This is a genomic window from Fibrobacter sp. UWB12, from assembly GCF_900142485.1.
Taxonomy (GTDB): Bacteria; Fibrobacterota; Fibrobacteria; order Fibrobacterales; family Fibrobacteraceae; genus Fibrobacter.
The window spans coordinates 352,131-372,837 of the sequence record NZ_FRAZ01000001.1 but is presented as its reverse complement, the minus strand read 5'-3'; the positions used below and the strand labels follow the sequence as shown (position 1 = coordinate 372,837).

At 45.2% G+C, this 20,707-nt stretch carries 13 protein-coding genes; 5 read left to right on the top strand and 8 right to left on the bottom strand.

Translation table 11 applies throughout. From position 1 onward, the window contains the following. Window positions 1–27 precede the first annotated feature (27 nt). The 4 genes from BUA34_RS01485 to BUA34_RS01470 all read left to right on the top strand — a co-directional run bounded on the left by BUA34_RS01485 (window position 28) and on the right by BUA34_RS01470 (window position 5,737). Window positions 28–816 (top strand): outer membrane lipoprotein-sorting protein, encoded by a 789-nt coding sequence (locus tag BUA34_RS01485; protein WP_072826966.1) that lies wholly within the window; start codon window positions 28–30, stop codon window positions 814–816. Between the two features lie 9 nt (window positions 817–825). Then, window positions 826–3,255 (top strand): efflux RND transporter permease subunit, encoded by a 2,430-nt coding sequence (locus tag BUA34_RS01480; protein WP_072826965.1) that lies wholly within the window; start codon window positions 826–828, stop codon window positions 3,253–3,255. A 23-nt stretch (window positions 3,256–3,278) separates the two neighbouring features. After that, complete coding sequence (locus BUA34_RS01475; RefSeq protein ID WP_217650173.1) at window positions 3,279–4,676, top strand: DUF1302 family protein; 1,398 nt, start codon at window positions 3,279–3,281, stop codon at window positions 4,674–4,676. A 65-nt stretch (window positions 4,677–4,741) separates the two neighbouring features. Further along, window positions 4,742–5,737: a hypothetical protein gene (locus BUA34_RS01470; protein ID WP_072826964.1), complete on the top strand. Its 996-nt coding sequence runs from the start codon at window positions 4,742–4,744 to the stop codon at window positions 5,735–5,737. Here the strand turns inward: BUA34_RS01470 and BUA34_RS01465 are convergent. From BUA34_RS01465 to BUA34_RS01445, 5 genes are all read right to left on the bottom strand, one after another. Next, entirely contained in the window at window positions 5,734–7,059 is a 1,326-nt protein-coding gene (locus BUA34_RS01465) for a PP2C family protein-serine/threonine phosphatase (RefSeq protein WP_254794272.1), read from the bottom strand. The genes BUA34_RS01470 and BUA34_RS01465 overlap by 4 nt on opposite strands. Window positions 7,060–7,190: 131 nt before the next feature. Next, window positions 7,191–8,921, bottom strand: a complete 1,731-nt coding sequence (locus BUA34_RS01460; protein ID WP_072826962.1) for an MATE family efflux transporter — start codon at window positions 8,919–8,921, stop codon at window positions 7,191–7,193. Between the two features lie 8 nt (window positions 8,922–8,929). After that, complete coding sequence (locus BUA34_RS01455; RefSeq protein ID WP_014547052.1) at window positions 8,930–9,229, bottom strand: STAS domain-containing protein; 300 nt, start codon at window positions 9,227–9,229, stop codon at window positions 8,930–8,932. Next, the gene (locus BUA34_RS01450; protein WP_254794271.1) at window positions 9,229–12,153 is read right to left on the bottom strand and encodes an AMP-binding protein; all 2,925 of its coding nucleotides are present in this window, start codon (window positions 12,151–12,153) and stop codon (window positions 9,229–9,231) included. The genes BUA34_RS01455 and BUA34_RS01450 overlap by 1 nt, the downstream gene beginning before the upstream one ends. Window positions 12,154–12,263: 110 nt before the next feature. Further along, window positions 12,264–15,401 carry an FtsK/SpoIIIE family DNA translocase gene (locus BUA34_RS01445; protein ID WP_072826961.1) on the bottom strand — a complete coding sequence of 1,046 codons (3,138 nt, stop codon included), beginning with the start codon at window positions 15,399–15,401 and terminating at the stop codon, window positions 12,264–12,266. Window positions 15,402–15,503: 102 nt separating this feature from the next. Here BUA34_RS01445 and BUA34_RS01440 point away from each other — a divergent pair, with 102 nt between their 5' ends. Next, complete coding sequence (locus BUA34_RS01440; protein WP_072826960.1) at window positions 15,504–18,623, top strand: CHASE2 domain-containing protein; 3,120 nt, start codon at window positions 15,504–15,506, stop codon at window positions 18,621–18,623. On the opposite strand, the gene panC is transcribed toward BUA34_RS01440, so the two are convergent. Genes panC through folK form a run of 3 tightly spaced genes read right to left on the bottom strand, consistent with a single transcriptional unit; the run spans window position 18,624 to window position 20,652 of the window. Then, complete coding sequence (gene panC / locus BUA34_RS01435) at window positions 18,624–19,472, bottom strand: pantoate--beta-alanine ligase (RefSeq protein WP_072826959.1); 849 nt, start codon at window positions 19,470–19,472, stop codon at window positions 18,624–18,626. It lies immediately after the preceding gene. A gap of 2 nt (window positions 19,473–19,474) precedes the next feature. Next, window positions 19,475–20,125 (bottom strand): deoxynucleoside kinase, encoded by a 651-nt coding sequence (locus BUA34_RS01430; RefSeq protein ID WP_072826958.1) that lies wholly within the window; start codon window positions 20,123–20,125, stop codon window positions 19,475–19,477. Further along, the gene (folK, locus tag BUA34_RS01425) at window positions 20,125–20,652 is read right to left on the bottom strand and encodes a 2-amino-4-hydroxy-6-hydroxymethyldihydropteridine diphosphokinase (protein ID WP_254794270.1); all 528 of its coding nucleotides are present in this window, start codon (window positions 20,650–20,652) and stop codon (window positions 20,125–20,127) included. The genes BUA34_RS01430 and folK overlap by 1 nt, the downstream gene beginning before the upstream one ends. Between the last annotated feature and the right edge of the window lie 55 nt (window positions 20,653–20,707).

Here is a 20,707-nt window from a genome sequence, read left to right as displayed (position 1 = left end):
ATATTTATAACATTCAAGGGGAATTTTATGAAGAATTTTGTTTTCAAAGCACTCATTTCAAGTGCGTTGTTGATTTCCACAAGTTTCGCACAGACTGCAAACGAAATTGCCAAAAAAGTCCACAATTTGCCATCCGGAAAAACATCGTCTTACACCGTTTCGCTCACTCTGGTCGATAAAAACGGCAAAACCCGCAACCGCGAACTCGTCTCTTACTTCATGAAGGAAGGGACTACCGAAAAAACAGTCATCGTATTCAAGACACCACGCGATGTCGCTGGCATCAGTTACTTAACATACGACTACCCCGACAAGGCTGACGGCTCTTCCGTCGATAGCGATAGCTGGATTTACCTCCCCGCCATGAAAAAGGTGCGTCGCGTTTCCGGTTCCAGTAAAGACGATGATTTTCAAGGAACGGACTTTACTTACGACGACTTAGGCACCCGCAGTCTCAACAAAGACAACTTCGCTATCCTTGGCGAAGAAAAGGTAAACGGTGTTGATTGCTGGATTTTAGAAGCCAAGGCAAAAGACGCCAAAGCAAAAGTAAGCCGCCGTGTAACCTGGGTCGATAAAAAGACGTTCGTCGTTCAAAAGGGAGAATACTACGACAAACAGAACCGCCTCCAAAAAACGCTCATTTGCGAGAACATCAAGCAGGTCAAAGGTTACTGGACAACGCAGAAAATGACCATGACCAACGTCCAGTCCAACCACAAAACAATCTACGAAGTCAAGGACCTTAAATACGACGAAGCCGTAAACACGAGTTTCTTTACGGTAAGCGCTCTGGAACGTGAACTCGTCAAATAGGATACAAGTATGCAAGTCAGTCGCTTGAATCATTTTTTCGGCAAAATCGGACAAGCACAGATTCGTTTTCGTTGGGCAATACTCGCCGTCTTTACCATCATCACCTTGATTTGCTGCATGGGTTTAACCCAGTTCTCTTTTTCTCTAGGAGACGAAGGGTGGTTTGGCGGTTCCGATGAAATTACAATCAACAAAAAGAAATACGAAGATGTTTTCGGGAACTTGAACGGGATCGGGGTCCTTGTCATTAAACAGGGCGACGGAGACTTGTTCAGCGAAGACATGCTGAAAGTGATAGACCGCCTCGGCAACCGGCTGCGAGACGAAATTCCGTTTGCAGACCGTTTGACTTCAATTATCGAAGTCGATATTCCAGTCGGAAACGAAGAAGGTTTCGAAGTCAAGAAGCCTTTTAAAGACGGCATTCCCTCCGATTCGGCGGAACTCGCCAAGGCGCGCGCACTCGTGATGCGCGGAAGCGAACAGACGAACGCCCTCATCAATTCGCTTGTTAGCGACAACGGCAAAGAATCGTGGATTTTCTTATCGCTGTTACCGTTCGAAGGCAAAACCCTCGATGAACAATTCAACGGCGATAAAGACGAAGTCACCTTGGCCATCGGCTACAAGCTCATGGAAATTATTGAAAGCGAAGAATTCCAGAGCGAAGGCTACAAACTTTACGGAAGCGGAGTTCCTTACGAAGACGCAAAAGAGGAACGCTACGACGTTCCCGAATACGGTAAATGCGTCATGCTCGGTTTTGTCGTAATGCTTATATTCCTAGCCCTATTCTTGCGCAATATTTTCGGCGTTATCGTGCCAGCCTTTGCTACCCTTGGTGCTATCGCTTCGGTACTCGGGGCAATGTCCTTCTTTGGGGTCAAGGCGGACTCTACCCTCATTTCGCTCCCCATCGTTCTTGGCATGGCCCTTGCAGTCGGCTATTCGGTGCATTACATCAACATGTTCAAGCTGTTTTTCCGCCGCACGGGCAAACGCAAAGAGTCCGTAGTCATGTGTGTCGAGGAATGCGGATGGTCCGTGCTGTTCACCGTCATAACGACCATGGCGTCATTCGTGAGTTTTTTATTCGTCGATATGAAGCCGCTCTCGTGGATGGGCAAAACGGCAGCCCTTATCGTGTTCGCCATTTATATTTATGTATCGGTACTGATTCCGATTTTGCTCTCGTTCGGCAAAGATTCCGCTCCAGATACAGCAAACGAAATGGGAGCAACCAAGCTCGACATGCATTTTTCTCGTTGGGCTGGATTTGTTCAAAAAAAGAGATGGCCCATCATCATTACCTCGATTCTTGTTCTTGCGGCATTCATCCCTGGAATATTTAAAATCACCGCACGAGTAGATTACGATGCCGTATCGGGTGAAAAAATGCCTTATGTTCAAAAGCAAAAAGAGATGCTTGCAGCCAAGCTCGGAAACCGTTACAGCTACTCCGTCATGATTCAATTCGATGAAGAAGGAGCATTCAAGGATCCTCAAAACATGAATGCATTACTGGACTTCGAAAAGTTCCTAGGAACGCTCTCGCTCACCAAGTGGTCTGGCGGTAAAGCACGAGTCTCTTCGGTCACAAGCATCCTGAAAGAAATGAACAGCGCCCTAAATGAAGGGAAAGAAGAATTCTATAAGGTCCCCGAAGATGAATACGTCCTGGCGCAACTTATGGAGCTTTCATCCATCGAAATGCGCGAGGACTTCAATGATTTTATGGACGAAGAATTCAAGATAACGACCGTTAACGTAGACATGAGCCGCTATGCCACCGAAGAAGCCCGCGATAACGTAGCCGCCATACAAACAAAGTTATCGGAACTTTTCCCCAAAGCCCATAGCAGCCTACTTGGCGACATGATCCAATACGCCGAAATGAGCAACCGAACAGTCTTTGGCGGTATCAAGTCCATCGGATTTTCAATCATCATTATCGCCATCATGCTTATCGCGGCATTCGCAAGCATACGAACTGGACTCATCAGCATGATTCCAAACATAGCCCCGGTCATCCTTGTTGGCGGAGTCATGGGATACATGGATTACGCTCTTGACTTTGGTACCGTGACTGTGATGCCAATGATTCTAGGCATCGCCGTTGACGACACCATCCACCTGACGACGCACCTTAAAATGGGACTTGAGAAGTACGGAACTTACAGTATAGCGATGGAATCTTGTTTCCGTGAAATCGGCAAGTCCATGTTCCTTACAACACTGATTCTTTGCGCCATGTTCACTGTTTACCTGTTTAGTCCCATGCGTTTTTTGTTCATCGTTGGAGTTTTAGTCATTTTCGGCCTTGCCGGCGCCCTGCTTGCGGATTACACCATTTCCCCGGCATTACTGAATGTGGTCAAACCATTCGGCAAGGAAAAACAAACATCATTACGAATTCCAGAGGAACAAAGCAATTCATAAAACTATTTATCGGAGTCATACTTATGAGTTTTAAAATGTTTAAAGAGCTCTCCATTTATGGACTTATCTTTGGTTCATCAATTTTCGCGCAGGAAATCAATTTTACAGGAAGTTTCACTTCTCAAGTAGGAATTGGTTTGCCGCACACGCACGAAAACAAAGGTGACTTTTTGCTCGGCCAGAATATTTTCGATGGCACGATAAAATCTTACATTGACGAAGCAACCGTTGTCGTGAGCGCGCAATTGGTTCATGACGCTTTAGGCTCCCAATCTGCAAACGGATATTCCGCATTAGTCTCTGACGACGGCTCGTTTGCGCTCAAGCTGAAAGAAGCATACATCGACTGGAAAGGCGAAATGCTCGCCCTCAGAGTCGGTCGTCAAGTTGTCTCGTGGGGCAAAGCGGACGATATTCAAATTACAGATGTCATTTGTCCTAAAGATGAAGCCAGCTTTGTCGCAAGCGATTACAATGAATCTAGACTTGGGATCGATGCAGTACGTCTTTCGCTTTTGACTGAAAAAATTCAAGCGGACATGTATTACATTCCGTTTTTCACGCCTAGCATTCTCCCGCTTGCTAAAGGCAATCCGCTGAAATCCGTCGTATTTTCATCAGACGCAGAAAGAATCAGAATTTACGCACCGGAGGACTACCGCGATTTAGAACATCCAAGCAAACATGTTTCCAACAGCGAATATGCATTCAGGGCGAGTGCCTACACCTCTTTTGCAGACGTGTCGTTGTATTACTTTTACGGCTGGGACGACACCCCATTTTTCAAGTACAACCCCCATACGGTCATATATAATTCTGCGGATTCCAAAGACAACTCAAGTATTTACGATGACATCTTTGAAATTGATATTTCCGGCAAGTACAAACGCATGATGATGATTGGCCTCGATGCCGCCATCCCGGCAGGGGAATTTGTAATTCGACTTGAAGAAGCGTATTTTCCCAAACGCCATTTCCAAACAACGGCAGAATATCAAATACAACGTCAATTCAGCGGTAAAAACGTGAAAACCAGTTTGCAGAAGCACCAACTCATAAGCCTTGCAGGGCTTGATTGGACCCCAAGCGGCGGCTGGACACTTACAGCGCAATACATCTCCGACATTGTATTCAATCACGAAAAAAGTATCGACCGCAGAAACTTTGAACACCAAGCAACATTGAGTGTCGAAAAAACGCTCCTGAACGAAACGTTAACACTCATGGTTTCGGGCGCACTTGATTTGCGTAATTTTTCTAGCGCAGGCGAAATTGAAGCAGCTTACAAGCTAACGGACGCCATCACTTTAAGCATCATCGGAGACATTTACTACGAAGGTCCCGATGAAAACAAAAAAGGATTGTATAGCGACTATCGCAATTTAAGCAGCATTACGTTCAAAGGGAAAATGAGTTTCTAAGAATGAGATAAAAACATCATTGTAAGAGACATGGCCCCAAAGCAAACCATAAAAGGAGAATTATAATGGATAAACTCACATTACCTATTGCGACACTAATAAGTTGCAGTCTCCTTTTCGCAGAAGAAAGCACCTCCGCAAAATCATCCGACGCTGCACAGGAAAAATCCCCTTGGGAGTTTTCAGCAACGACATCAGCGGCATATTACCCAGAAACAGAACACCACCGCGGTGCAACTCATTTTTCGGGCTTTAGCAGCCCTTACGATGGCGTTGAAGTCGTTGTAGAATTTGATGCTGCCTACTCGCTCCCCTTCTTGCGCGGAAACGACGAATTCACTGCGGATAACCATGTGACATTCAACATGGGGCTAGAAATTTCACCCGTCACAATTGCACCAATCGCCCAAATTACCGTATCGCCCATTGCTTTTTTGGAGCTTGCCATCGGTGGCACGGCAGGAACCGGCTGGAATACTTTTGGCTTATTCCAAGGAATGGCCAAATACAGCGCCATAGAACCTGAATATAAGGACTTGACGCCATTTGCACACTGGTACTTGTACGGCTGGGCGAGTGCATGCCTTATGTTTGATTTGGCGGCCCTCTGGGAAGGCGACTGGCACCATGTCGTGGCTACAGCTACCTACAAGGCCGGGTACCAGAAATTAACCGGCACCGAAGCCGACGTATGGATCTGGCGAACCACAGACGGCTTGGCTAGCGGCTGGGTGTACGAGCAGGAATACTTTGTCGGTTACCAAATGCCTTTGAAACTTTCGATGATCGGCATCGGAGCGACGCTTTCCGGCCATTACAAATCGAGCGATTACGGTAATTATTCGTCAAACTACAAAGGCGATTTCATGACGATTGACATTTGGTCCATGGCAGAAATCGCCCTCAGCAAGAAAGACAAACTCTATGTGCTTTTAGATTTCGAATCCCGCAGAAGTTTCCACGAAAAATACAAAGACATAGAGCACGAACCCCTCATGACCTACAGCGGCAGGGAATGGATTTTCTACATGTTAGGCATCCAGTGGAAGCATGTATTCTAGTCAACTCTAATAACCATCATCGTAAGGTCATCAAAAGGATCCGTTCCTTTAGCAAAAGCATTCACATCTTCGGCGATTTGCTTCAAGAAGCTTTCGCCGCCGCGCGTTTCGATGGCATTTAGCTTATCCAAAAGCCGTTTTTCGCCGTAAAGTTCAGCGGACGCATTGTGAGCTTCGGTGAGTCCGTCGGTATAGAGGAACAGGCAATCCCCGCTTTCGAACTGGATTTCGGCTTCTTTATATTGCGTAGTGTCAAATCCGGCGAGGAACACCCCATGGCGCTGCCTAAGGAACTCGAACTTGCCATCTTTTTTGGCAAAGCACACGGCATTATGCCCTGCATTGGTGCATTTCATGATTTTGGTTTTAGTATCCAGAATGCCAATCCAGGCGGTCGCAAACATTTCTTCGGCATTGTTTTCGCACAAGAGGCGGTTCACATCATTGAAGATTTCCGCCGTAGAAAGTTTCATGGAAGCATGGTCACGAATCATCGTTTTCACCACCATCATGAACAACGCCGCAGGAACGCCCTTGCCCGAAACATCGGCAATGACAAAGCAAATATGCGTACCGTCTATTTCAAAGAAATCGTAGAAATCACCACCCACTTCTTTTGCCGTGGTCATTGATGCAAAAACATCGAGTTCGGGGTGTTTTGAAAACGCATGCACCACCGTAGGGAGCGCCCCCAATTGGATATTTGCGGCCAGCTGTAAATCCGACTCCACCGCAGCAATTCTTTCACGACTTTTAACAAATCGATCTGTATTCACGTATGTCGTAAAGAATACAAAGCCTATCGCCCAAGAAAGGCTTGTTATCAAATAATTTCCATCATTTCTAAAAATATAGGTCTGAAAAGCCTGGACACACACAGTCAATACAGCAAATATCAACAGGTTTCTTGCATAAACCACTTTCTCTTTTTTCTTTTTACGATGCATTATCACATAATAAATTGCAAGTAAAATCGAAAATAACATATAAAGAAAATATACAGGGACAAGAAAGAAGTCAAACAATTCCTTATACTGAATTGATCCGCCCTCATCAACGGAATACACTAAACCAGTCCAAGGCGTTGTGAGGCACAAAAGAAGAGTCAAAATAGTAGGTGTTACCAAAAATAAAGCATTCAATTTTTTAGGATTAAAATTCAATTCAAAACGTTCCAAGCTGAACAGCGTAAACATGGATACGGCAATCATCAAACAGACGCTGTAAACATCGGCACAAATATAGCTCAGCACTCGAAAATTCGCATTTCCATCTACATAGTGCCAAATCCATTCAAAAGTCGACAATACGATTGTCGTCACAAGGACTATAGAAAGTTTATCTTTAATACTTATTTTATACAGAGCTATATTGTTATACAGCAAGAATAAAAGCAACAATATTGAAAACAGGGACAATTCAGCAAAAATGGTTTCCGTAATGCCATATTGAATCATACCCGCACCTCGTTGTTTACCTTGAATGTATTCCGGTTATAGCTCATGGTCGTCAAATATTTTTTATTTTCTTTCAATTTTTCCATATAACCCGAAACCATAAATTCAACAATTGACCCGGCGATGACATCGTCACTGGACAAATCGAACAATATACCGTCATCCTTGGTTATAATCTGTACGCCCGTTTCGCGAATAATAACAGTACACTCTGCATAGACCGCTTTGTCGGCACCATTTTTTTCATAAATCAGCATATAAATGTCTTCTATCAATAACTTCACCTTTGAGACAATCTTACGGTCAACACCATTTTCACAAAGAAACTTTTCTGCCTGCTGCTGAGTTTTAACAATCGATGCCGGGTCCAGTTTCAACTCGTAAAAATTATGCTTGAAGCCTTTCAGCTTATCCGCAAGCAGCAATGGATAATTCTCTGCTCCATAACGAATGCGGATATACAGAACTGATATCACATAAGCTAACGCAGGGCTAACGGCGACACCGGCAAACATTCCATACACACCAAAGAAATACCCCAAAAACACACAGACCGGAGTCACCACAAGTACATCGCGAAGTGCACTCATCATAAATCCAAGTTTAATCTTGTCTATGAGCAAATAGTAGGAACTCAACAGGTATAACAAGCTCAAGAATACAAGTCCCAAAACTTCGATTCGAGCACCACCTACCGCATAAGAATACATCAACGGATCAGAGATATCATAAAGTTTCACAACATAGGGCGCCAACAAAAGCAGCAACAGCGTCAACGCAAGACCTTCGGCTACAGCCGTGTTTCGAGAAAGACGATAACATTTTTTGACGGCATCATAGGATTCTTCGCCCAAGTAGATGTTCATCAACGGAGTGAACGACTCCCCCACACCATCAAACAAGACTTGTATCTCTTTTATAAAAAGGACTATAGCACCAAGCACCAGCATTTCAGGGCCGTAAGCGAAGGTTATAAAACGGTTCATCACCGCAATGAAACAAGCCAAGAAAAGATAGGAGCCCGCATCAACCGCGCTATATTTTACAACATCGACAAGCCACCTAAACGAGAAGTAAAAGCCAAGCTTTAGCGAATTGCCTTGACGAAGAAGATGTGCAAAAGAAACGAGTATCGCCGCAGCAGTTCCAATAAACGAGCCAAGTCCAATTCCCGCAATACCGATAATTTTTACAAGAACAATTGAGCAGACGATGTTCCCTACAATCTGCACGATTCCTGAAACCATTGACAATGTTTCATCGCCATCGGCAAGGACCATCACATACATCAGAGTATAAAGCGGCAACAGTAAAAAAGTAAACTTGTACCAAAAGAAATAATCCTTTGCCGCACCGAAAACAATTGAAGACGGTTCATAAAAGCGAAGATAAGCATCCCCGATTACCATAAAGGTGACAAACAAAATTACTCCCATCAAGAGAGACATGAATAATCCAAACGCAAAACAACGATCGGCCTTTTTCTTGTCAAACTCTCCCATGGCCCGGTTATAAATAATGGGAACACCCAAGGCAACCAGACATCCCCAAAAACCAGCCAACGAATAAGCTGGGACAACTAGGCAAATGGCAGCAACGGCATCTTCACCGAGCATTACACCAGCAATCATCGAGTCTGAAAGGGTCAGCACCGTAATAACGAGTTGACCAATTGTACTCGATAGCAAGAGCGAAAAAAACTTTCTTGAAAGAAATGTCTTGAACATTGCTTCTGTTACAAAATTCCAAACGCCACATCTAGCCCGGTCGCTTCGAGAACGTCCTTAAAATTCGGGCCCACATTTTCTAGTCGCATATTGCCCTGATTCTTTTTCAAAGTCTTGAAAGAAGAAAGCAACACGCGGATTCCTGCCGACGAAACAAAGTCGCACTCCTTGAAATCAAAAACAAGGGACTTTATCTTTTCGAGATGCGGAGCAAGGTATGTCGAAAGCTCTGGAGCCGTCACCGCATTCAACTCCCCCGAAAGTTCTACTTTCAATTCATCGCCATTTAAGTTTGACCTGATTTCCATTACATCTCCTTCAGTAGTTTTTCACAATTTTGAACGAATATCTCGGCAAATTTTTCCATGCTTTCTGGTTTATACAACGCACCATTGTAATCAAAAAGAGCCTCAAAAGTTTCAGGACTTTCAATAATTTCTAAATCCAGCGGACTTTCGCAGGCTGTAGGATACTTATCCGAAAAGATTCCCTCCACACCACTTATAATTCCATCTATAACACGATAATCATAAACATCGTTTTGGAATATGACCGTTGCAGCCCCGTTTTTTCGCATAAACCATTCGTCCAAGCAATACGAAAGGCTCGCATGATTTATCCCTTCTTCAATCTGTTTTTGTGCATTTTCCAAATACACGCGAGGGCTTTTTTCTTTTTCCATCGAAAAAGCAATAGGAATCTCGCGAATAAAAACGCCTACCGAATTCATGGATTCTACATCGTTCCTGCCGTTCCAAACCCAACCAAACCGGACTAATTTGGAATTGTTGTACTGGCAAACCGACAACGCAAAGGCGGCACAATAAAACGCATTCTCTCCTATTTTTATTTTTTCGCAGAATTCTTTCACTTCATTTTTTGAGAACGGAAAGGGCTTTACGATTTGACCATCTACATTTTCTTTCAAATCAAAATCAACCCTTGGAATGGCGTCATAATTCTCTTTTCTGTAGCGGGATATAAAGAATTCCCTATCTTCTTCAAATGTCATTGAGTTTCTCAGTTCGTAATCCTTTTGAAGAAGCGGATAAAAATAATCCTTGGAGGGTTCATCTCCATGGTAAACACGGGAGAGATCTTTCAAAAAATGCTGTAACGAAAGACCATCACAAACAGTATGATAAACACATAAAAGAAGAAATTTTTCGTTTTTTGAACGGACAAGGCGACATCTGAAAAGTGGAGAGCCGTCTAAATTGAACGGGCGGGAAATTTCTTCTTCGGCAATCTTCAGTTCTGAGGCATTCATTTCCTCAACAGGAATTTCGTGGAATTTTTCTGCGGACTTTCGAATATAAAACTCATTTTCCCGTTTTTCAATGACACTGGACAAAACAGGACGGGCCGCAATTTCCTTTGAAAGGGCAGCAGAAAACTTATCCAAATCAATTTCGTCCGATAGTTTAAACTTATAGGCAAGATTCAACATTGTTGTTCCTGGCTGCTTGAAATCAAGATTCAGGAAATTCAGTTGCATCTCGTTTACAGGAACGCCCTTTCTTTCAAGCACACCACTCAAAAAAGCAGGAACTTTTTGAAAATGATTTTCTGCTTTTTGCCTTTGAACAAGTTCTGCAATTTTACGCGGAGTTCGTCCGCCATAGACAAACTTAAAAGAAAATGATTCTACAACATCGCGGCTTTCTGATACAAGTTCCATTGCGCGTATAGAATCTCCGCCTAAAAAGAAAAAGTCGTCATCGATTCCTATTTTGCGGTCTACATCAAGGACTTTCTCAAAAAGGTCGCATATTTTTTTCTGCAATTCATTTTCCGGTGCAACGATGCATATGTCTTCAGGATTTTCCGGTTCTTTTAGGGCTAGCTTGTCCACCTTGCCATTCGCATTGAAAGGAATTTCATCCAGCTTGACAAAAAACGAGGGAATCATAAATATCGGAAGGTAAGATTCCAATTTTTTAGCGGCTTCGGCAACATCTATTTCTTTTTCATCTTTATAATAAAGTCCGAGCCTTACTAAGCCGTTTTTTGCAAAAGCCTTTACAACGCAGAATTCAAGCGACAATGCCGATTTTGCGGCTGATTCAATCTCGGAAGGATCAACTCGGTTCCCGTTGATTTTCACCATATTGTCGATGCGACCTAGAATGGTGTATTTTCCGTCAGAGTCTTTTTTGGCGTAATCGGATGTTTTAAAATAATTTTTCCCATTATGCAAAATGAACTGGTCTTTTTCGGAATCCTTATTGTACCTTCTGAAAAACGGAAGCGCAATACAGAAAACACCCTCGTCCGCTTCGTTTCCATCTTCGTCAATCAAGACAATATCTGAATTGCAGGTGGCATAGCCAATGGGCGTATTGCGGTAGCTTTTATCCAGCGTAAAAAGGCATGAGGTGTAGCCAAATTCACTCGAGCCGTAAATATTGACTATATCAAACTCAGGAGAATAAATATCAGAAACAATTTCACCGCCTGTAAAACCCGCCCTAAGCGTAAAGCCAGGCATTTTCAACATCGCCCTTAAGAAATGCGGAGTCATAAAGGTCGTGTCAATTCCGTTTATTGCAAAATACCGAGCAAGGTCTTTTATATCCCTAAGAAAATTAAAAGACAGAACATGGACTGTATTTCCGACAAACAATTCACCCATGGTAATATAGACGCCGCCCACATAACTTTCAGGAATCACATGCGCAAACCGGGATGGCGGATTGGAATAAGGTTCCATGAACCCACAGCATCCTTCAATCAAATTTTTATAAATTCCGTATTCCTGAGCCAAGCCCTTGGGTTTTCCTGTACTGCCCGAGGTGTAAATGTAAAAGGCAAGATCATGAGGCTTAGCTGTTTTTATTTCGGCACAGGGAACTTCCTTCATCGCCTCGTCCCAGCATTGCATGGTGAATTCGAGTTTGCAGTTGCAGTCTTTCTTGACAAAGGCAATACGCTCAACCCCCATCATATCTTCTAGCGAGACCCAGGCAGCCCCCGCCATAATGACTCCCACACGAATAGCCATGTATTCCATTCCGCGCGGGACATGGATTGCAACCGTATCTTCGGTTCCAATTCCTTTTTTGCGAAGATACGCATTCACCTTCTTGCAATTTTCATAGAACTGTCTATAAGTCGTACTACGCTCACCGTCGTGATCCACAACGGCGATTCGATCAGAAAAGAGGTCTAACTTATCAAAATAAGCGGAAAGACTTTTTATTTCTTTTTGTTCTGAAAACAACTTTTTCACCTTCTTACGGAAAATAATCCCAACTTCAAATATAACCCATAACATTACAAAAAATAAAAAAGCAACTCCCATAGAGTTGCTTTTTCATTTAAAACAATTTTCAGGGAAGCCTAGCCGAATCTCCCGGAACGTTCGAGCTGCATGAGTTCGTCCATTCCGATAAGCATGGCTCGCGGTTTCGAGTTGCCCTTGCTCGGGCCGCACACGCCAAGGCCATAAAGCTGGTCCACAATCTTCCCCGCACGGCTGTAACCCACGCTAAAGTGACGTTGCACCGCCGAAGTCGAAAGGCCGTTCACGCTAATCGCCCATTGCGCGACTTCGAAAAGCAACTTGTCAAGCTTTTCGTTTTTCAGCGAACCGCCGCCTTCGTCGTCGCCATCTTCGCCGCCCGAGACATCGAACGATTCCACCTGCGGGTAGAACACGTTCTGGTCGGAGCATGCGTCAGCCAAACGTTCGGCTTCTTCATCGCTCAAGAACGCACCGTGTACGCGCACCGGATCCGGATCGTTCACGGCCTTGTAAAGCATGTCGCCACGGCCCAATAGCTTTTCGGCACCGGCATGGTCCATTACCGTGCGGGCGTCAATCTGCGATGCCACCTTGAAGCTGATTCGCGTTGGCAAGTTCGCCTTGATGATACCCGTAATGACCTTCACGGACGGACGCTGCGTTGCCAGCACCAAGTGGATACCCACGGCACGAGCCTTTGCGGCCAAACGAGCTACAGACTTTTCGATTTCCTTGCCGGCAACCATCATGAGGTCCGCCATTTCGTCAATAATCACAACAATGAACGCCATGCGGTGTCCACGGTCTTCTTCAGGGACTTCATCCGGCAATTCGCCCGCTTCAAACTTTGCGTTGAAACCGCCAATGTTACGCACCTTTGCAGATGCCAAGACTTCCGTACGGCGGTCCATCTCGTAGCAGAGCCACTGGAGCGCCTGGATAGCAATTTCGGGCTTCGTGATGACAGGCGCCAAGAGGTGCGGGATGTTTTCGTACATCTTGAGTTCCACCGCCTTCGGGTCCACAAGAATCATGCGGAGTTCATCCGGAGTCTTGCTGAATAGCATCGACGCCATGAGCGCGTTAATGCAAACAGACTTACCGGAACCCGTCTGACCAGCAATGAGCAAGTGCGGAGCCTTCGCCAAATCCATCGTGAACGATTCACCTGTAATGTCCTTGCCTAGCGCCACGAGAATCTTGTCCGGCGCGGGCTTGAACTTTTCACTCAAGAACACATCACGGCAGAACACCGTCTGGAATTTGCGATTCGGGATTTCAACGCCCACGGCAGCCTTGCCAGGAATCGGCGCCAAAATGCGGATGGACGACACCTTCAGCGGAAGCGCCAAGTCTTCTTGCAATGCCGAGAAACGGCTCACCTTCACGCCCGGCCCCGGTTCCACTTCAAATCGCGTAATCATCGGGCCGGTTTCGCAACCGATCACGCGGCCCTTGACCTTGAAGTTTTCGAGTTTTTCTTCAAGCATCTTGCCGATGGCATTCAGCTCTTCTTCGGTGTAGTCGGCCGTCTGCACTTCGTGCGTGTCGAGAATTTTTGAAATTTCTGGAACTTTGTATTCATCGTAAGAGGCTGTAGGCGCGGGCGGAATTTGTGCAGACTGGACAGCCTTCGCTGCTGGGCGCGCACTTTCACCAGCATTTGCGCGACCTTCACCACCGCGAGAACGTCCCTGTGCATTTGGAATCGGTTCATCGAATTCCGGTTCCTCGCCCACTTCGTCCGCAGTCACAACTACAGGAGCAAAGGTTTCATCATCTTCAACAGCCGGGCTTCCCGGGAAATCTTCAACGTAGGCACCATCGCCACCCAAAAGATCTTCGGCATGGATTGCAGCACGCGTTGCTACAGAATCCGAAAGCGTTGCATCACGCACCACCGTATTCGCCATCGTTTGCGGTTTCGCGGATTGCGGCACATCAGCACGACCAACAACAGTCCGTTCGGCAGTTCGGCGTGCAGCCACATTCGCTTCATTTTGAGCAGCGCTAGCAGCATTGGCTGTAGCATTCAGAGTTTCGGCATCACCGTTACGGCGCACATCGCCCTTAACCTGCATACGACCACGATGACCTTTTTCCCAATCAATCAAGTCGCGCGCACGGCGCAACGCCCCAATGCGTTCCTTGATTTCCAAAATCTGGAGCGCATTCATGTGGCGTTCATTCAAGCGAAGTTCTTCTTCCAAACGACGAATTTCCGGATCTTCCATTCCGCTAGCATCGTCAGCACCACCCAACGTAGCCCCAGAAGACACATTCCCAATCGGCGCATTCGCCGCAACATTTCCCGGCACAGCGTTACCTGGAACATTTCCCGCCGCATACTGAGGCAATCCAAACGCTTCATTCCCGACTTGAGTCTGCATATCCGAGCGGCTTACATCGAGTTCATCCGTGAGCCAGTTGTGACGACCATTGAACGGTTCGACCTTTCCGCGCCTGCGCATTTTCACGGAATCCGGAACAAAAATCATCGTTTCGTCTTCCATCACCACGCCTTTGCGGAGCGTCTTTTTCTCGGATTCCTTCTTATCCTTTACTGTCGGGACTTCAACCGTTTCCACCTCAATCGTACCCTGCGAACGGCGTTGTCCAAACACACCGCACATGTACCGCATCGTCTGTGCTACAAACTTAAAGTGACGCGGACGCACGCCAAACGAAAGAACAAGAATCAACGCCAACGTTGTCAAAAGCAAAATCAGCGGAGCAACAAACGAAACACGCCCAAACACGGGTATCGCCAAGTTCTGCAAAAAGAACTCGCCCAAGACGCCACCGCTCATCGAGAGCGCATCATTCGAAACACTCTTAACGCCAAAATTCTTGAGTGACATGAGAAACGACACGTTTACCACAAGCAAACTTGCGCCCACAGCAAATCGCAACAACTTCGTCCGGAGCGATGCAATCGCAATAAAAAGTCCCCAAAGGACAAGCGCAGCCGTAAACACGACAACCGCCACACGCCCAAACAGGAACGTCATAAAGCCCGGGAACATAACCCCAAAATAATTGCCAAGCCAGTTTTCATTTTCGCCCACAATCGAAATCGTAATGCAGCCAAGCAACAGGACGACACCGGCAATCAACACCAAATAACCCACCATCATCGTGATAAAGTACGAATCCGGCTCTTGAACATTCTTTTTCGGTTCAACTTTAGTTTTCTTCGGTTTCTTTACAGTTTTTTTCTTCTGAACAGCCAAAAATACGCTCCTCTATTTACATATCTAAATATAGTCTAATCTAGGCCTTAATTTTTGCTCAAAAAATGACACTATTTACTCAATTATTATTTTTTTCATGACATGAATCAAAAAAATTTAAAATTTCTTAAAAAACTTATTTCGGGGCTCTTCTTTTCGGCTATCGCCGTAGTCCTCATCATTATTTTCGGAGATCCCCAAGATAACTACACCGCCGAATCGGCAGAAAATATTTTCTACGACCAGTTTTTCAAATTGACAACTGGAGTTAGCGATTCCATCATCATAAAGACCGATGAAGGCGATACAGCTACAATAGCAACAAGCGACCTCGGGAAATATCAAGAAGAACAAAAAAAAGAGACTATCAAAGTCCTAGGAAACAAGGATAACAACGATTCAAATATCGTCATCGTAGATATTGACGAAAAATCGTTGCAAAAACTAGGCAGCTACTACACTTGGGACAGATCCATCCATGCGCAAGTCATCAAGAATTTAAGCGAAGGCGGAGCTGCTGCAGTTGCATTCGATATTCTCTTTAAAGATGCCGACTTCGGCAAAAGAAGAGCAGAACAATGCCAAAACATTCTCACAACATTGGCCCCCGATACAAGTCACGTCAACCTCTTTTCGCAAATCCAGTCCTATTATAATTTTGATTCCATGCTCGTCGAATCCACACGCAATTCGGGAATATGCATCGTCAGTTACTTGTTGAACTTCACCTCGTACTATAAGAACAAAAGCGATTGGTACCCACTAAGCACTTGGGATCGAGCCAAAAAAATCGGTTTCTCGTCTACATTCCAATTAAACCAAGCCGATAAACCCGAAGAGATTGAATCACGCCAACTTCTCGACAACATTTTCCCAGAACTCGCTCAAGCCGGAGCTCGTCTTGGAGCCGTAAACGCTTACCCCGATAACGACGGAACCATTCGTCGAATCAACATGTTGTACAAATTCCCAGATGTCGAAAATGAAAAGCTCGCCCCACAGCGCATTTATTCGACGCTTTCATTGATGACCATATTGCACCTTTTCCACAAGAATCCCAAAGATGTCAAAATCAAAATGGGGCAATACATTGACATCGGAAAACCGTTCGGGATTTACCGTGATTCCATCGGCGAATTCCACACGACATATCCAAACTTTACATACCCCATGTTTATCGGCTTGCGCGACAAGATGAAAGAAATTAAAGAAAGCGGGGTGCAAAAAATAAGTCTCGTCGAAACATCATCAAAAATTACCGCAAAGAGAAACAATAACGGACACATCGTTTTTGATTTCTTTGTCGATGATGACCAACATGCAAACGACACGCTCTCAAGAATTTTACGAAAACTTTCAGAAGACATTTTTGAAAAAGTAAATGAAAGCGAATCCGTTGATTTAGGTCATGGATTTGCAATGAAAAAAAGCGAAGATGACGAAAACATTTACATCATCACGGATAAAGAAGATAACGAAATCAGTATTACGCCAAGCGTTCTCAAGACGATTCATTTTTACGAACCCAGCTACCGCAAAATCAGAATCGGTGAGCACAAGCATTTGTCTCACTACATGAATATAAGTTACAACAAGGCAAAAAATGAATGGTCCGCTTCATTCAGCTTTTTCACGAATAGAATCCTGAACGAAATTTCTAGCGTTACCGATGCGCAAATCAACAATCTAAAGCCCGGCGAAGAACTCCGATTTGGCCCATACAAGCGCATTCCCATTGACAAGCACGGCAAATATCTTATTAAGTACAAAGGTCGATTCAACCTCATTTCGCCAGAAGCAAGAACTTTCAAGCATGTATCCTATTATGATGTCTACAAGGATTCTACAAATATCGACCAACACGCCGGAAAAACGTTTATTCTCGGTTCCTCCGTTTCTGCACTTCTTGATATTGTAAATGGCCCCCACGAAGAAAATCTCCCGGCCATTCTCGTCCATGCCAACATTATAAAGAACATTCTCGAAGACGAATACTTAACGATTTTAAAAGAAGATTACCAATGCTACATTGTAATCTTAATCGCTATTATCTGTATGCTCATCGGGCTTTACTGCAGTAGCATTATATCACTAATTTCAGCAGTCATTATAATCATTCTTTATACATTATCAGCCTACATTTGCTTCAAGCACAACATCTACATCGGGGTATCAAGGCCACTACTCACAATAATTGTGACAAACACCTTTGCCATGGTCGTGCAAGCATTTTTTGAAAATAGAGAAAAGAAATTTATTACAAATTCTTTCAAGCAGTACATGGCTCCGGAACTCATCGATGAAATTGTCGATAGCGGAGACATGCCGCAACTCGGCGGTGAAGAATCCGTGATTACCGCGTACTTCACCGACATTCAAGGATTCTCGACTTTTTCCGAACAGATTGGCAGTGCAAGCAAACTCGTTGAACTGTTGAACGAATACCTGACAGCAATGACTGACGTGCTTACGGTTAAAAACAAAGGCGCTCTCGACAAATACGAAGGAGACGCCATCATCGCATTCTTTGGAGCTCGATGGGAAAAGAAGATTAAGGACCTTGATGACCCCGCCATGCGCGCCTGCGAAACGGCTCTCGACATGCAACGCGAGCTATTGAGGCTCCGCAAAAAATGGATTAGCGAAGGTAAAAAATGGCCCAAGGTTGTACACGAGATGCACATGAGAATCGGCATCAACACAGGTTACATAGTGACGGGTAACATGGGTTCCAACATGCGCAAGAACTTCACCATGATGGGTGACGAAGTGAACCTCGCCGCTCGCCTAGAAAGTGTCGCAAAGCAATACGGCGCATACATTCATGTATGCAAGAATACAGTCGATCAACTTGTGGAGCAAGGTAAAAACGACAAATACATCTACCGCTCACTTGACTTTATCCGCGTTGTCGGTAAAGACAAACCGGTCGAGACATTCGAATTTTTGGCCTACGCAAACGATGACAATGCAATGGTCTTGAATAAGCTCGTTTCAATTTGGGAACAAGCTCGTGAAGCATACCTTGCCATGGAATGGGACAAGGCAATCGAGCTCTTTACCCAATGTTTGGAATTCGAGCCGCATTTACCGGAGCGCGATCCCGGAAGCAAGACATGCCCAAGCCTAGTCTATATCAACCGCTGTACCGCCTATAAACAAAAACCGCCCACAATCGCGGGCGATAAATGGGACGGTGTGTTTACTGCTACTGAGAAGTAACTAGTTCAATTCCATATTGTCAATAAGGCGCGTCTTGCCGAAGAATGCGGCTGCCAAAATAACAGCTTTATCTTCGCCCAAGGCGCCATTGCACTTCTGCAAAGTTTTCTGGCTTGCAACTTCGACATACTGAACAACGCCGCGAGCAGCCACGATGGACTTCACGACAATGTCACGAATCTTCGAAACGCTGCGTTCACCCGCTTCGTAAGCAGCCTTAGCAGCCTTCAAACCATTGTAAATGCCAAGAGCCTGAGCGCGTTCTTCGTCGGTCAAGTATTCGTTACGGCTAGAACGAGCAAGGCCGCTTTCTTCACGAACAATCTTCACGCGGTGAATCTTGATGTTAAAGTTCAAATCCTTCACCATCTTTTCGATCAAGAACACCTGCTGGTAATCCTTTTCGCCAAAGAAGGCATCGTTTGCACCCGAAATCAGGAACAACTTGGAAACGACCGTCAGCACGCCACGGAAGTGTCCCGGGCGGTAAGCACCGCAATACATCGATTCGAGTTGTTCATCACGAACAAGCGTCATCGGATCGCCATCAGGGTACATTTCTGCGACAGACGGAGCAAAAACAAAGTCGGCACCTATCGATTCCGCAAGTTTTGCATCGGCTTCCAAGCGCTTGGGATACTTGTCCAAATCCTCGTTCTTGCCGAACTGGATAGGGTTTAAAAACACACTTACAACAGTCACATCGCACTCGCTCACGGAAGCCTTGATAAGAGCGCCATGACCTTCATGGAGTGCACCCATCGTTGGAACGAGACCGATTCTTTTCCCTTCTTTCGCAAGAGGTGCAAGCGTTTGACGTAGGGAATCGATAGACTTAATTATCTGCATGATTAGATACCTTCTGGAACAAAATAAGTCGTTTGACTTGGGCAGGACGCAATCGCGTTCAATACCATTTGCAAATGGCTTTCGTTATGAACAAAATCAATATTATCAGTGTTGATTATCAGCACAGGAGCGTCGGTATAATGCCAAAAATGATGGTCGTAGCGGTCCTGCAAATCGCTCAGGTAGTTACCGTCAATGGTCTTTTCCATCGCGCGGCCACGGCCCCTGATGCGTTTCAAAAGTGTAGAAACACTCGCCTGCAAATAGACAACGTAGTCCGGCTTGCGGATATCGTGGTTCAAGGCGTTCGACACTTGGTCATACATTGTAAGTTCGTTTTCGGTGAGGTTCTGCGAGGCAAAGATGCGGTCTTTGTCGAACGTATAATCGCTCACCAGCAAATCGTGGAACAAGTCACTCTGCAGCGCAGAATTCTGAAGTTGCTTAAAACGGTCAAGCAAAAAGAACAACTGCGTCTGGAAGGCGTACGCCGAGCGGTTCTCGTAAAATTTGGGCAAGAACGGATTGTCAGCAAAATTTTCTTCGATAAACATCGCGTTCCAGCGTTCACAAATGGCGCGCGCAAGCGAAGTCTTACCAACGCCAATCACACCTTCAATTGCCATAAAATGAATGTTCTTGTCTGCAAGCATCAGGGTTCCTCCCCTTTTATGACACGGAACGGAATTTTATCTTCACGCTGAAGCAGTTCTGAAAGCAAGTCCTTTACTGCCTTGTTCGTCTTTGGGTCCACCCAGTCCGGAGCAATGTCGTTCAACGGCACGAGCACGAACTGACGGTTGTAAACCTGCGGATGCGGAATTGTCGGGCGGCCTGTGCAAATTTCACGTCCAAAGAACAACAAATCCAGGTCTACTTCTCTAGAATTCCAATGTCCGCGGTCCTTACGCCCAAGAATAAGTTCGGAACCCTTTAAGTAATACAAGAGTTTCGTCGGGTCACCATCGTACCAGAAACTCACCACCTGATTAAAATAAGGCCCTTGACCTGCCGGTCCAATAGGAGGAGTTTCATAAATCGGGCTTTCGACCCAACCACCCGCGCTCACGCGGCAGAGCATATCCCTCCCAGCTTTCAAGTGGGCCGAGCGGTCAGGAAGGTTGCTTCCAAGTGCTATATATACTCTGTTTAAGGATTCCACGCCCCCAAATATAGTCATTTTTTAGTTAATAGATACTAGTCATTGGACGTTAGTCATTGGTCATTAGTTACTA

Bases quoted from the DNA above. Each gene is read 5' to 3' on its own strand.
- BUA34_RS01485 (WP_072826966.1), top strand. From the start codon at position 28: ATGAAGAATTTTGTTTTCAAAGCACTCATTTCAAGTGCGTTGTTGATT.
- BUA34_RS01480 (WP_072826965.1), top strand. From the start codon at position 826: ATGCAAGTCAGTCGCTTGAATCATTTTTTCGGCAAAATCGGACAAGCA.
- BUA34_RS01475 (WP_217650173.1), top strand. From the start codon at position 3,279: ATGAGTTTTAAAATGTTTAAAGAGCTCTCCATTTATGGACTTATCTTT.
- BUA34_RS01470 (WP_072826964.1), top strand. From the start codon at position 4,742: ATGGATAAACTCACATTACCTATTGCGACACTAATAAGTTGCAGTCTC.
- BUA34_RS01460 (WP_072826962.1), bottom strand. From the start codon at position 8,921: ATGTTCAAGACATTTCTTTCAAGAAAGTTTTTTTCGCTCTTGCTATCG.
- BUA34_RS01455 (WP_014547052.1), bottom strand. From the start codon at position 9,229: ATGGAAATCAGGTCAAACTTAAATGGCGATGAATTGAAAGTAGAACTT.
- BUA34_RS01440 (WP_072826960.1), top strand. From the start codon at position 15,504: ATGAATCAAAAAAATTTAAAATTTCTTAAAAAACTTATTTCGGGGCTC.
- panC (WP_072826959.1), bottom strand. From the start codon at position 19,472: ATGCAGATAATTAAGTCTATCGATTCCCTACGTCAAACGCTTGCACCT.
- BUA34_RS01430 (WP_072826958.1), bottom strand. From the start codon at position 20,125: ATGCTTGCAGACAAGAACATTCATTTTATGGCAATTGAAGGTGTGATT.
- folK (WP_254794270.1), bottom strand. From the start codon at position 20,652: ATGACTATATTTGGGGGCGTGGAATCCTTAAACAGAGTATATATAGCA.